Annotated in this window: 10 protein-coding genes; 3 read left to right on the plus strand and 7 right to left on the minus strand. The window is 45.2% G+C overall.

The window, feature by feature from the left end; genetic code table 11:
* Positions 1-194: 194 nt before the first annotated feature.
* Complete coding sequence (locus tag KDM90_RS06055) at positions 195-1607, minus strand: NAD(P)/FAD-dependent oxidoreductase (protein WP_212674702.1); 1413 nt, start codon at positions 1605-1607, stop codon at positions 195-197.
* Positions 1608-1960: 353 nt separating this feature from the next.
* Between KDM90_RS06055 and KDM90_RS06060 the strand changes: the two genes are divergently transcribed.
* Positions 1961-3520, plus strand: a complete 1560-nt coding sequence (locus KDM90_RS06060; protein WP_212674703.1) for a sigma 54-interacting transcriptional regulator — start codon at positions 1961-1963, stop codon at positions 3518-3520.
* Between the two features lie 111 nt (positions 3521-3631).
* Here the strand turns inward: KDM90_RS06060 and KDM90_RS06065 are convergent, their stop codons facing one another.
* The 4 genes from KDM90_RS06065 to KDM90_RS06080 all read right to left on the minus strand — a co-directional run bounded on the left by KDM90_RS06065 (position 3632) and on the right by KDM90_RS06080 (position 9391).
* Positions 3632-5815: a serine/threonine-protein kinase gene (locus KDM90_RS06065; RefSeq protein ID WP_212674704.1), complete on the minus strand. Its 2184-nt coding sequence runs from the start codon at positions 5813-5815 to the stop codon at positions 3632-3634.
* Positions 5816-6040: 225 nt separating this feature from the next.
* Positions 6041-7291: a lanthionine synthetase LanC family protein gene (locus KDM90_RS06070; RefSeq protein ID WP_212674705.1), complete on the minus strand. Its 1251-nt coding sequence runs from the start codon at positions 7289-7291 to the stop codon at positions 6041-6043.
* Complete coding sequence (locus tag KDM90_RS18255) at positions 7288-8307, minus strand: T3SS effector HopA1 family protein (protein WP_212674706.1); 1020 nt, start codon at positions 8305-8307, stop codon at positions 7288-7290. Before KDM90_RS18255 ends, KDM90_RS06070 begins: the two co-directional genes overlap by 4 nt.
* On the minus strand, positions 8297-9391 hold the full coding sequence (locus tag KDM90_RS06080; protein ID WP_212674707.1) for a phosphotransferase: 1095 nt from the start codon (positions 9389-9391) through the stop codon (positions 8297-8299). The genes KDM90_RS18255 and KDM90_RS06080 overlap by 11 nt, the downstream gene beginning before the upstream one ends.
* Positions 9392-9647: 256 nt before the next feature.
* Between KDM90_RS06080 and KDM90_RS06085 the strand changes: the two genes are divergently transcribed.
* Positions 9648-9833 carry a hypothetical protein gene (locus KDM90_RS06085; RefSeq protein ID WP_212674708.1) on the plus strand — a complete coding sequence of 62 codons (186 nt, stop codon included), beginning with the start codon at positions 9648-9650 and terminating at the stop codon, positions 9831-9833.
* A complete protein-coding gene (locus KDM90_RS06090; RefSeq protein ID WP_212674709.1) occupies positions 9834-10214 on the plus strand; it encodes a hypothetical protein in 381 nt (126 codons plus the stop codon).
* Between the two features lie 197 nt (positions 10215-10411).
* Here the strand turns inward: KDM90_RS06090 and KDM90_RS06095 are convergent, their stop codons facing one another.
* Both KDM90_RS06095 and KDM90_RS06100 read right to left on the minus strand, forming a co-directional pair.
* A complete protein-coding gene (locus KDM90_RS06095) occupies positions 10412-11722 on the minus strand; it encodes a hypothetical protein (RefSeq protein ID WP_212674710.1) in 1311 nt (436 codons plus the stop codon).
* Positions 11723-11826: 104 nt separating this feature from the next.
* Complete coding sequence (locus KDM90_RS06100; protein WP_212674711.1) at positions 11827-14016, minus strand: serine/threonine-protein kinase; 2190 nt, start codon at positions 14014-14016, stop codon at positions 11827-11829.
* Positions 14017-14225 lie beyond the last annotated feature (209 nt).

Below are 14225 nucleotides of genomic sequence, written 5' to 3' on the forward strand. Positions count from 1 at the left end.
TAGAAGATGCAAGAGCATCGGAAGTTGGCACAATAGCGAGATCTGTATTCATCCCGCTATTTTACCGTGTTGCGGCGAGCTTGAGAGGCAAAGATAGATGATTAGCATCGTCACGACCGAGCTGCGATAGCAACTGTCGTCATAACATCTCAAGTCACTTTTGCTTAGAAATAATCAATCAGATTGCATAATTTTCAATCAAAATATAATCGTTCAGTGTTGAAAAAGACCTTATCTTCCTCATCTTCACACGCGAGTTCAAGAAACCCAGTTTCTATCAATTCCTGCAAGCCGAGTAAGCATTTTTGCTCGGGAATAGGCAAGTGTTTCTCTTGGAACTGCTCAATCACAAGTTTCACCGGTTTACCCAATTCGCAGAGCAACCATAAGTCTTGCAACTCATTCGCTTTCAAGTGCACCGGGCTGCGTGCGAGCTTTTGTTCAAAATAATGCGTCGCTTTGATCTTTGATTCTTTAGAAATAGCAATGACAGCGCGCCTTCTTGCCCAAAAGATTGCGTTTGGCCAGCGGCTCTCACGTTGATAATACTGCCATTGCGTTTGCAAATACTGCCTAAAATCTTGCTCAATTGCTTGCGCATAAGCCCCTAGCAATTCGCCCCGAGAAAATAAACGATCAACAGCAATGAAAGCACCATGTATACCACTGGCGAGTGCACGTGGAATTCCAGAAGAAGAAATTGGATCATAGGAGGCAACGGCATCACCAACTGCAACCCAATCTTGACCACCAGCTTGCTTCAAATAAGATGAGAAACAAGGAAATGAGCGTGGGTTATCTTGAAACAATAGGAATTTCGCTTGCTCGCCCATGATTGGTAACTCACTTAGCAATGACTGCCAAATTTCGCTATTGCAAATTTGCATTTTGTGGGCGATATCGGGATCCGTCATGAGCATGACCGAGACTCTCCCGTCAGACATCGGAGAAATATGCCACCAACCATATTCACAAGCCTCAACCTGACTCACTATTTTTTCACGACGAGTTGCTGGCACGTCCGCCACGCATGCAATGCCGATCAAACGATCATGTACAGTGAGCGCTAAATTCAAATTCGTACGCATCACACCGCGCCGGCCAGTCGCATCAATAATATATTTACAAAAGATCGTTTGCATCTGCTGATCTTTGGACTTCACTTCAACGCGCCACCCTCCCTCTTCTTGACGATTACAAGTAATAACTTGGGTGTCCGACACCAATTTGCCGCCTTGTTTTACAAACGCGTTTGCCAACATTTGTTCAAACGCGAGACGATCCAAATTCCAGCCAGTACCGTGAGGCGTAAACATATAACCCAATTGGCGCTGCACCTCGTTTCCCCAAGCGACTTGACTGTAATATGGTGTTAAGTTTTGAATTTGTGAAAACGTTTCCCAAACATCGAGATATTCAAGTGTAGAACGTACGCCAGATGAAAGTGATTCTCCATATTTATGTTCAGAATAATCACTCCGCTCAATCAACATCACATCCACATCGCGACGCTTCAACAAGGCAATGCCAGCGGAAGTTCCAGCCGGACCACCACCCAAGACCAACACATCGAGCCTTTGTACTTTGCCAGTTTGCAACGCATCCATATAATTTGCCTTTTTTCATCGATACTCTGTGAACCAACAAAAAACGCTGCCAACGTTCACAACGATCTATTTAGGTGCTATTGCAAATCACATGCCAGCATTGGTCGATGTTAAAGTGCTTGAGCATTTAGGAGAAAGGCATGAATTATGCTTAAGTTCTCAAAGAATTGAGTGCATTGAAAAGAGTACAGTTGAATATCGATGCAAAAGGTACAATAGGGGCAGCAATGTTCCGCGAATCTTCGTCGCATTGGACGCACCAACAATATGTAAAAATTTCGTGTAAATTGATTTTTTACACGTAAAATAATTTTATTTATGACAATCAAACCCGTTTTTTACATCTAGTCACAATGTCGAACGCCGATTACACCATCACCTCGCCTTTGGCACTAACAACCGGCAACAGCCGCCCATTGCTCAGTTTCACGATTGCGTGGCATCCTGACACTGCGCGTATCGGTGAACAATTTATTGGAACCACAGAGGCCGGATTAATTGAGCTCAGTCGCTTTGTACCAGGTTTTCGCCACGTCAATGGCGACGCGCTGCCGCTAGGGCACGGTGGAATATCCCGCGATCCTCTTCGAATCGTCCGCGACAACAGCGATGGCATCACCATTTGCCCTCCCAATAGCAGAATGGTCGTTGAGATAAATGGTGAGGAAATTAAAGAGCCGCGCTATATCAATCCTGACCAGATCAACGCAGGTGTGATTTTGACTTTAGGACGGGCAATTTTTATCTGCATTCATTGGATGCGTTGTTTGCCAAAAAATAATCCGGTTGAAGGCTTTATTGGTGTTGGCAGCAGTGCCATATTCACCCGCGATCTGATTCGCCTCGCTGCGACCAATGACAATACCGTCTTATTATTGGGCGAAACCGGAACTGGCAAAGAAGTTGCCGCGCAGTCCATTCATAATTTAAGCAAACGTTCGAGCCAAAAAATGGTATCGGTCAATATGGCGGCCTTGAATGAGTCCTTAGCAGCGGCTGATTTGTTTGGCGCAACCAAAGGTGCTTATACTGGTGCACAAAACAGCCGTGATGGCTATTTTAGCGAGGCACAAAATTCGACATTATTCCTTGACGAGATTGGCAATACACCATTACCCGTTCAACCGATGCTCCTGAGAGTATTAGAAAACGGTGAATATCGCCCACTAGGCGCTACGAGAGATGCACGATCGACGGCGAGATTGATTACCGCAACCGATCAAGATCTCTATCACACCAATTTCAACCATGCTTTAGTTCGACGCCTTGAGAGTTTCATCATTCGCATTCCACCATTACGCGCACGTCGCGAAGACATTGGCCTACTCATCTGCCATATGGCAAAACGCGCTGACTTCGCGCAAATTAACCTTGGTCTAATTCCGCCATCACTGATAAGCGAATTGCTCAACTTTGAATGGCCTGGAAATATTCGTCAGCTCAGCAACGTCATTAAGCGAGCTTTACTCTCATTGCAAATGGGCGAGTTTCCCCATCTAAGCAATATGGTCGAACCACCTAGAATCACGGTCACCCAAAGTGCTGAGCTACGTCGCTTAGCGACTGCTTCGAGTAACGCTGCGGTGCCGCCGACGACCTTCAGCGAAGCAGAACAAGCTCCAACAGAACGCAAAAAATTAAAAAATCTAACCGAACAAGATGTGATCGATGCAATGAATCGACATGGTTGGACTATTCAATACGCGGCTGAAGATTTAGGAATTTCACGCCCTTCAATGTATAAATTGATCGAAGCCAACGCGCAAATTCGCCGAATAGAACAAATTCCGGCAGAAGAAATTCGTCAAGAATTTTATGCTGTGGATATGGTGGTCGAATCCTGTGCTGCCAATTTAAAGACACCCACCGAAGCACTTCGCCGGCACTTGCGCGGCTTAGGTTGGATTAAATAAAACTCTAGCGATATTTTCTCAATATCGGCCAAATGAACCTAGATTAATACCCAGAACCGACAACCAATATGCCAAGTTAGATGAACGATTTTCCACTTCCATCGTACTTGGCTACCGCAAATATTTTGGATCGCGCCGCAACGCTAACAATTCTGGTTCTGCTTCAATCAATTTATTTGGGTAACCAAACTCTTTGGATTTCACGATCGCCGCCAACGCTTGCGCACGCATATCAATCATTTCATAGCTAACCGCAGCCCGAAATTGAATCTCTGCACTATTTGGAGCAAGTGCAAGAGCCTGCTGAACAAAGTTCAACGACTCCGCATTCTCACCTAATTTTGCCGTGTAAAGTCCCATCAAAGAAATTAAATTTGCATCATGCGGTGTAATTTGAAGACGACCTTGCAATAAATTTCTTGCTTTCGCATAGGCAGATTTTGCAATATCAGCCTTCCCCGGTAACCATGACAAACTCTCAGCAAGTCTCGCCCAAGCTTGAAAATCTTTAGGATTTCCCTTGTCTTCACTCACTGCACTTTCAAATGCATTTGCAGCACCGACATAGTCACCTCGAGTAAACAGCGTATTACCGAGCGCACTAAACAATTCAGCTCCCGGTCGAATCTTAATGCCAGTCTGTAATTCTTGAATACTATCTTCCGCACGATTCAAAGCAAGTAAAGTTTGCGCCAATCCAATATAAGATGCGCTCGCATCGGGTTTGATTTGCAGACTCAATCGATAAGCAATTTCAGCTGCTTTAAAATCATTCTGAGCAAGGTAAATCTTTGCCATTTGATCCGCAAAAATCCTCTCGGAAGGATGATTTTTTTGCACCAATTTGACCTTCGTCAACGCCTCATCAAGACGGCCTGCTCGTATCAATACCTCAATTTGTGCACTGATCGCTAAAACGCTATTTGGATCCAAAGCCAGTGCCCGTTCGATGTCAGCAAATGCATCCTGAAATTGATCTTGTAATTCATACACTTTGGCCATTGCAACATGACTTAATGCCAGAAAATCATTTGAATCCACAGCTTGTTTTGCCTCGCTTTCTGCTTTCTGCAACCAAACTGTATTTTGGCGATCAGTCAGATAACGTTGACTATGCACCAAGGAAAGACTGGCAATCGCCGCGGCATGATTCGGTGACCTATCGATAATTCGCTGAAAATGCTGTTCGGCGCGATCCAGCATTGCAACTCGATCAAAATTATTCAAGGCATCAAGGCCCAATTGCATTTCGCGCGACTCAGAGTAGGTCTGTAGACCTTCACGCATTTGCGGCCAATAAGGTTGCGAATACCATGCGCCAATCATCGCACTGACAAGCAATACCGTCAGGCCCGTGCGTCTGCTATTTTTAACGAAGCCGCTCCAATTAAATTTTTTGTTCTCCGGCACTAGCGGCACACTCAATTTCAATGCTGAAAGGTTGAATGTGCCAGAGTTTAACGAAACCGCATCAATCGCAGCGATCTGAGCACACTGATTAGCGACCTCTTGCATCGTGCCAATACGATGCTCAATCTGCCGAGTTGTCATGGCTCGTACGAGTTGACGCAAGACCAATGGCAAGTTGTCAGGCCAAGGCCATTGATCAGAATTAGATTGAATGACGGCGGCAGCTAAAGCGAGTCCCGATAAACTAGCAAATGGTCGCGCCCCCGTCAGCAATTCGTACAGAATCACGCCCAAGGCGTAGATATCAGCACTCGCTTGTAACGGTGCACCCGTCAATATTTCAGGAGCCATATAGGCAATTGTGCCCTGAGGATCAGCTTGGACAAGCGAAGTTGTCGCATCTCGATCGGCCTGCGTCGCCAACCCAAAATCTAAGATCCGCACCACACCACTTGGCTCTTGCATTAAATTTGAAGGTTTTAAGTCACCATGCACAAGACCCGCAGCATGCGCTTCTTGCATCGCTTGGGCAATTTGTAAGACGATATCAATAACATGTGAAATGCTTGGAGTTTGAGTCTCAAGAACTTGACGCAAGGTTCGTCCGGGTACTAACTCCATCACAATTGCTTGGGATTCGCCAGCTTGTTCCAGAGCATGTACTTTAACAAATGCCGCATGCTGTAATGATGCAGCAAGTCTCGCTTCTTTAAGTAAATCGAGACCCGTCGCGAAATTCTTCAGATATTTAATCGCAACTTGTCGATGCAATTTTGCATCCCAAGCTTGATAGACGTGACCAAAGCCACCCTCGCCTAGACTTTTGCCTAGTTGATAGTGTAAAAACTGATCGGGTTGTGCAACATTATCTTTGCTAACGGACATGAACAATACTGGCGATTTTCGAATTTCAGGTTGACCGCCTATTCTAACTCGAATTCCACTCGAGAAAGGTATTCAATGGCAGGAACAACAACATTCGGTTCTATCGTACAAAGCAATGAGTGCAATCGGTCGAGAAATTGGCATAGCCGATCTGAAGTGTAGCGCCGGTGCTGCAAAAAAAGTTTTAGATGGTTTTATGTCGAAAATATAATTAGACGCAGCGCTCTAAAAATCTTCCACAATCAACAACACAGAGGGTACTTTTTGCGAATTATAGAGACGTAAATAGAAATGCCCTATGCCCGCCAAGCCCAACATTAGGTTGGGTGTCGTTCCCGAACCTCCGTTTCCACAAGGCCATGGCAAACCCTGCCTCGAATAACAACGGATGCCTTGCTCGCCCACATGTTCTGCTACTGCAATCAAATCTGGACGGGATAAATACTGACCAGCGGCGATCAGAAGCTCAGCATTTCCCGAAGCGCCATGGCATAGAGAATAATTTCCCTGTCCTGGGATCCAAATTGACGAAAGTGACTTACAACTAGTTTGTAGACACAGCTCTAAATCACTTTGCACGACAGGATTTTCTGGCAATACTTGACGAGCAAACAAACGCGACAGTCCAATCCCTGGTGCACCATGGCACCATCCAAGATAAAAATTGTCTGATGTCATTTGCGTCGAACTCATAATACGTAAATCACGCCAATTTCCGACTTCCGTATCAAGATAAGAATTTTCGTATCGTAAGGCCTGCAATGCAGCATCATGAAATCGCACTTCACCACTATCTCGATACAGATCCAACAATGCCACCATCAATCCAGCTGTTCCATGTGAATACCCAACTAGGTTAGCTTGCACAGGCATCGTTACGGTAGGCCAAGAATAGCCTCGCTCGTTTTCAACAAGTGAATCCAATAGATTTTGCCCATGCTGGTAGGCCAAATCTCTAGCCGCTTGAGACCCATTTCGGCGAGCAATCGAAAGCAAGCGTGGAATCGCACCTGCTGAGCCATTCACAACGTCCAAATGCTGTCGACTAATCGCTTCTTTTGATAAAGCAATGACTAGTGCAAGCGCCTCCTCGCGCAAATCGTCACGTTGCAACACCTCAGCAGCGCGCAAAAACGTGTGGATGATTCCAACATAGCCCGTATATAACGCGTGTTTTTGAGCAGGGGCAATTTTCGGTAACACTGAACGAATTTGATTAATTGCACCGTCAATGATTCTCAGAACTTGCAGATCCCCAGTAAACTGGTACAACTCAATCAAAAATAAGGCAATCCCGGCGTTACCATCATACAAACAAGCTGGCATAGACCGATAAACGTGCCATGTTTTATAGGCTTGCGCCTCCATTTCCCATCCTAGCCACGTACATCGGCCTTGACTATCCCACAGGGCATCACGGCACAGTTCTCGCCCTAAGCGATCTGCGATTTCAAGAAATTCTTGCTTGGTCTTCATGCACAATTTACTTTCGCAAAAATGTCTTTAGATCGCGGATTCAAGTAAGGTGCCGCCAACATCAGACCATATTCTAAGAATTTTTTTTCCACGCAATGAAAGCGCTCAGTTGAGGACTCCATTTGATGTTGCCATGCATAAACTAACGCTTCGGCCAAAATACGACAACGATGCATGCCAAAACTCTCACCCGTTGCAGGGTCTTCTGCGAGACCAATCCCTGGGAATAGTGCTAAGCAAAACAAAGGAACCTCGGAACGCAAACCTGCTCCCAATAAGCTAGGTAATTCTTCGATGAGCGAGGACACGATCTGATAATAACGACGTGCAATATACAAAACCGCAGCATCGGCTCGATCGTAGTGCTGAGCCTCAACCAAGGTCTTGAAATGAAATGGCACAAGATAGGCATTTAATCGTGTACTCAAAAAAGTTAACAAAGTCGTCGCAGAACTTGCGTCAATATTGAAGTAAATTCTCACGGCACTAAAGTCATCAAACTGATCAGAGAATTGACTCCCATACGAATGAAAAAAAGCCTGCTGCAATGCATTCGTACTTGGATAAACATGTAAGGCGACGAAGTCTCCCACTTGCACACCCGAATTTTTCATTTTATCAATCAAGTAGGTTCCAGAAAATGCGGCTCGTGAGCGATCACCTTTTTGTACAAAAATTTTTCCATCTCCACCGACTTGATAGATTCGCCACCCAAAATCCCAAGCGGCTTGGGTATGATTGGCTTGATTCAATAGCTCCGTTAAATTAGGCGGCAATTCAGTACCTGTCTCGAATTTTGAGCTCAATTGACCCGGATCGCATTTTCGAATGTAGCAATGTTCATAGAGACACTCGCCGATACGCCTAATTAATTCTGCTATGTCTGCGACCTTGTGCTGCGCACCGCCCAAGCCCGGCGATGGGTATTGAATACCTCTAAAGCTAAAATGCTCCAGATTATTGATCTCCAAATTCACACAAATGTCCTGAATTTCCTGTTCGAAGTTAGTACTCACCGATCTCCCCTTCCTGCACTCCGAAAATCTCACGAACTGCCCATTTAGGGTCGCGAAAAATACGATCGCTTAACGCTAGCATCACCGCAGAAAATGGCGATAAATAATTCAATTGGCAGGACCATTCAAATGCCGTCAACACCAAACGCCCAGCCGCAAATTCGACACATTGCGCAAAGTAGGCGCGCTGTGAAGTTACTTCCCTTTTCGAGGTATTGAGGTATTGCCGCCAAAAGGCACTCGCCGACGAATGAATCAATGAAACTTGCTGTAGGATTTCAGTGACGGGGTCTAATGAATTGGGAGAAGTCTGGATTTGCCGCTTAATCAGATACACAAGGTAAGATTGTAAAACTCCGCCAATGTCCCATCGCGCATCACCAACATCAAGCAATTCCCAATCAATAATTTTGAGTTGCAATTCCTGTTTTGAGTCAAGGTAGACGATACAGTTTTCCCATTTCATGTCTCCATGGATTAAACAATCGACTCGCCACTGGTGTGCCAAATTCTGTAATCTTGGAAAATGATCTGGTCGCAAATGTAACTGCTCAATAAATTTCTGCGCGCCCGCAGTTGCACCAGATGGCGCTTCGCTAAACGAGAATATCCAGGGAACTTGGTTAGGAAGCCGCATCTGAATCGTTTCTCGAATTGAATCGAGGTCAACAGCTTGATGGCAAAACGCCAAAGCCTCACCCCATTTCTCTGCAATTCGAGTTGAAAGATTACCTGTTCGGTCCAAGTATTCCGTTAAATTTTCAGCTGCAGGAAATAATTCCAGACATAGGCTATGGCGCGCTGGATTGCTCTCAATTATCTTTGGAAGATAAGCCGACCAATCCGAATACTTCTCAGCTAATTCAAAACAAAAAATTTCACGCTGAATAGTCGCGACGCTCTGCGTGTCCAGGGTCTTCACCTGTTTGATGAAATAGCCTTGATTATGACCAAAAAAGACTTTGAAATTTCGATTTCTTTGCCCCGCCTCGATGACTCGAAAGTCGCCATCAACGACGGATTCCACATCGAGCAAATTACGTGACAAGAGGTAATGCACCAAATTCGATGCAGTTAGAAACATAGACTATTCTCAACTCTAGACAAAATTCGACCGCGACAAAGCGCGGTCGAAATAAGGAAACATTTTCTCTACTCAACAAGCAAATTATCCAGGACAGCAAACTTGGGTAGACGTTGGACCGCTATGGCCAGTCTGTTTTGGTGGAATAAAATCACCATGCACAGGGCAACAAACCTGAGTCGAAGTTGGCCCAGATGTCGCGCCTTGAGCTGGCGCAACAAAATCACCCTGTGCTGGGCAACAAACCTGCGTCGATGTGGGCGATGGCGTTGTCGCCTGTTCTGGACAACACGTCTGGGTAGTTGTTGGCGGCGGTGTCGTTAAGTCAACAGGGCAGCAGGTTTGGGTTGAGGTCATTACTGCTGCAGTTGCTTGCGCTGGACAACAAGTTTGTGTCGTTGTTGGCGGCGGTGTAATTACATCCGTTGGACAGCATGTTTGAGTGGAAGTCATCACCGGACAACGGCTTTGTGTTGATGTTAGCGAGCTAGCTGCACCATCCACAGGGCAACAAGTTTGGGTTGTGGTAGGAGGTGGTGTCAACGCCTCTAAAGGGCAACATGTTTGCGTCGTAGTAATCACGGATCCACTCGAAGGGCAACAAGTCTGCGTTGTTGTCGGTGGCGGTGTCAATGCATCCACAGGGCAGCAAGTTTGTGTTGAAGTCATCACCGGGCCACCTACTTGTGCAGGACAGCAGGTCTGCGTCGTTGTTGGTGGCGGTCTAAGGGCATCAGATGGACAACAAGTTTGCGTTGTCGTTGGCGGTGGCGTCATTGCCTCTGCTGGACAACAAACTTGTGTCGATGTTGGTCCTAGTTGATTTTCTGGCTTGCTCATTCTCTCATCTCCTGAATCTATCTTAGTGTACGGATTTTTCAAGCTAACTTTTTCAATGCATTTATTGTTTCTTCATCGACATATGTAAAATGAAATCTCAAAACATATCATCCTGCTTCGTTTTGCAATTTCTATGCCAATTACGTGTTCGTGTTGAATGGCATTATCGGCATGAAACGTTTACGGGCTCTGCATAGCCAGCAAAAATGGATTATTCAGCCCATATATATGCAGCGCTCCTGGACCTGCGGCAAAATAATCCGAGAATGTGCCTTGAGTCAGATGGGGTTCATCCACCTCGACAACGCTGGTATCGTTACTTGGCATAATTTGAAAACTTGCAGGTGAAATGTTAGGGTCATTCCCAAGCGCTGCTGTTTCCACTCTGGCTAGCTGCGAGTGTGCGGAATAATTCCCCGATGTGTAATTGACGTAGAGTGATTCAACTCCATACAGATTACCTTCTTGAGGTCCAATCCTTTCGTTCAGAACCGTTTGACCATCACAATTGAATACAAAGCCGCCGTGGTTGGCAACAACATTCTCTTGGACAATCTGCGAGCCATATGAGGGAATCAACTGGATATGTATTCCATCCGACTTTTGTGGATAGGGCTGCAATCCCAAGTTATTTCGCAAACGCCCATCGTCGTGATCCAAACAAATCTCTACAGCAAAATCAAGATGGGGCGGCGCATTGCCGAGTGCGTAATTTTGTCTAAAAATCGCATACTTATCAAAAGCGTGTTGCTTTATATCGCCATTCGACAGGTCAATAGGAAAATAGGCAATCATTTGCTCTGTAATAATTTGATCGCCTGCTGTGCTTGGACATAACAAAAAGTCTTCCTCAGAGACGTAGTACTTTTCAGAGGTCATGACATTCGCATCCAGCTTTTGGGTCGGTGTATCCAATAAAATATTGCTGACAATAATTGCGCGATCACGGACATTGACGTTTGGCGCATCCTGACAATCATCGATAAAAGCACGTAAAGTATTTGCGATCAATTGATAAGTGGAACCACTAGCATTTTGCAGTTGTTGCGCGAGCGTTTGTACAATCGCATTCCGAGCAAGCACACTTTCCGACGCAAATACATTATTCAAATTTGCCACACGCGCAGTCACGGCCGTTCCAAAAACAAATGTCCAATTGGGATATTCTGTAGGATTAAAAACTTTTCGTAATTCACTTAACAAAAAAGGAACTGGATCTTCCGCGTCTGTCGCATACACATAAGGCCCTAGGACTCCATGAAAGAAAAATTCAGGAACCATAAAGAGATTAATAACACCAACATCCTTCGCTGAAGAGAATCTTGAGCGAGCCATGTCAACAGCATTCTTAAGAACTTGAATGCGCATGGCGATGTCAACTTGGTTATTAGAATTTCCCAAATAGCTGCCAACTCCTACTCCTGAGAGTGCTGGTCCGGTTGGGATTGCATAAGCGATAAATCGAATATGTGTATATTGATTGTCCGTCATTGATTGTCCGTTACTGTCTTATCTTTGATCACCGTGCCTCCGCAAGCCAATTGCTATTTGTAACGATCGAGTATTTTCTAAATTCAATCCAATTCGACTTAACACTATTCATACTTAGGATCTTCTCGCAAGTTCTTTAAGAGTGGATGCGTTTCGATTCTCCGTTTCGAAAACCCCTGCATTTTTGCGATGTGAATCAACTCGAGCGCACGTTTCCGCTGCCCCAGTAACTCATACGTCAATGCAGCAATAAATGCGCGCTCTGGTTGATTAGGTGCAAATTTTAAAGCTTGTTCGGTCAAAATTCTAGCTTGCGTAACATCGCCCAAACGCGCCATGATCAAACCCATCTCCACTAACAATACATCGTCGTCGGGTGATCGATTTAAACGTATTTCAAGTAGTTTTCTCGCATTCTCATAGGCTGCTAAGCCTTCCTTTTCACGTCCCGGAACCCACATCAAACATTCAGCTAATTCAAACCACCTAAAATAGCTACCCGAAATGCCTTTTTCAGGCGAAGCTGCATTCGCAAAGGCCGCTGCAGCGCCTACGAAATCACCCTGTTTGAATTTAATGTTACCCAAAGTCGCATACAGATTTGCATTGGGGCGTATTTGCAAACCTTGTTGGATCACTTGCAAAGCTTCTTGTGATCGTCCTTGCACTTCAATCGTCTGTGCCAATAAAGCATAAGCATTCGCTGAATCAGGTTGACGCTGTAGACTTTGTCGAATGGCTTGCTCCGCTTCGACAAATTCATTTTTTGCAAAATGTGTGCCACCTTTAATATCAAGCAAGAAACGATCTCTCGGGAAAAGCTTAGCGCCTTTTTCCGCCCAAAGAATTGCTTCATCGAGTCGATTTGACTCAAAAAGAGAACTCATTTTGGTATGCCAAGCAAAAATATTCTCTGGCTCCAGCTTAAGCGCTAATTCGACGGCCTCCAATGCCAGATCTAACTTATGATGCCAGTGTAAGATTTTCGCGTTGGCAATTTGACTGACAGCGAGTTGGCTATTTAACTGCATCGCACGCTGTGCACTTGCTTTTGCTTTTTGCAGCCAGATCTCATCACGTTTTTCCGCGTGGTAGCGGGATAAATAAACGATTGACATATAGCCGACTGCTCCCGCGTGATCAGGTGTGCGTTCTAAAATTATCGAAAAATGTTCCGTCGCAGAATCTAACTTCGCTGCATCCGGCTTGTACATGTATTCGGTTAAATTCTCGATACCCTGTTGCATTTCACGTGTTTCGGAATAGGGCTTGATAATTTTGAATATTTGCGGCCAATACGGCTTTGCCTGCCATCCGACGATGCATACCGACGTCAACAGCACAAATGAGAGAACTACGTAGTTTTTGTAGCGCTTTTTCTTACTCTCGCGGGCTTGGGCATTTAACAAAACCAAGTCCAAACCTGAGGCCCCACTAGATTGGGGATCATTTCCGACAATTCGTTTACACTCTTCATGGACTTTGCGAATGTCAAAACGTTGCCGAACATCCGCCCCCGTCATTCCAATCACCAGATCTTTTGCGACTGGAGAAACAGAGGTCGGCCACGCCCATTGGGGTGATGCAATTTGGATTTGTGCCGCAACTAAAGCCAGTCCAGAAAGATTGGCATGCGGTAAGCGTCCAACCAACATTTCATACAGAATTATACCCAGCGAAAAAACATCTCCTTCAACACCTGCTTGCTGACCGCTAAATCGCTCGGGCGCCATATACGGCACACTGCTTTCGGCGTTGATCTCAGCCACATTATCGATCGTAGAAAGATCATGAATACTCGCAAAACCAAAATTGAGAATGCGCATCCGTCCAGATTGGTCAATAATCAAATCACTGGCTTTCAAATCGCCATGGATCAGTCCTTTCCCATGCGCCTCTTGCATAGCCGCAGCAATTTGCGAGATATGTTTAAAAATTAATGCTTCTTGGCCACGGTGCTGCACAATCCAATCTTTTAAAGAATCGCCCGCGACGTACTCCAAAACGATATACAAAAAATCCTGTGCATCCTCGATCGCATGCATTTTGACAAAGGCAGCATGGTTCAACACCGCCGCTGATCGGGCTTCTTTTAACAAGAGCTCTTTATCGGCAGCCTGCGTACAAATTTGCTTTATCACAACTCGCCGACAAAGCTTAGTATCCCAAGCTTCAAACACTTTACTTCCACGATGCTCACCGAGGCAGGCCCGGATTTCATAGTGTTTGATCGTGTCAACGCCCACCCAATTCGGCGCCAAGTTTGGACTTAATTCTTGTTGACTTGAATTCATTTATTCTTGTGGCAATGTTGTATTTGCTTAACAACGAGCGTGTCCTCAAACGAGGTCAGACTTTACCATCAATGCGAAATCATCAGAGAAAAATATTGTCGTGTTTTACATGTTAATGTGTAGTTTTTACAAATATATTCGTTGTTATTGACACGTAAAAAAACTTCTCGTCGGACGGGATAGTTCCTAATAAGATCAATTTGCGATCT

The organism is Affinundibacterium fentianense, assembly GCF_018139545.1.
Taxonomy (GTDB): domain Bacteria; phylum Pseudomonadota; class Gammaproteobacteria; order Burkholderiales; family Burkholderiaceae_D; genus Undibacterium; species Undibacterium fentianense.

Bases quoted from the DNA above. Each gene is read 5' to 3' on its own strand.
- KDM90_RS06055 (WP_212674702.1), bottom strand. From the start codon at position 1,607: ATGGATGCGTTGCAAACTGGCAAAGTACAAAGGCTCGATGTGTTGGTC.
- KDM90_RS06060 (WP_212674703.1), top strand. From the start codon at position 1,961: ATGTCGAACGCCGATTACACCATCACCTCGCCTTTGGCACTAACAACC.
- KDM90_RS06065 (WP_212674704.1), bottom strand. From the start codon at position 5,815: ATGTCCGTTAGCAAAGATAATGTTGCACAACCCGATCAGTTTTTACAC.
- KDM90_RS06070 (WP_212674705.1), bottom strand. From the start codon at position 7,291: ATGAAGACCAAGCAAGAATTTCTTGAAATCGCAGATCGCTTAGGGCGA.
- KDM90_RS06080 (WP_212674707.1), bottom strand. From the start codon at position 9,391: ATGTTTCTAACTGCATCGAATTTGGTGCATTACCTCTTGTCACGTAAT.
- KDM90_RS06095 (WP_212674710.1), bottom strand. From the start codon at position 11,722: ATGACGGACAATCAATATACACATATTCGATTTATCGCTTATGCAATC.
- KDM90_RS06100 (WP_212674711.1), bottom strand. From the start codon at position 14,016: ATGAATTCAAGTCAACAAGAATTAAGTCCAAACTTGGCGCCGAATTGG.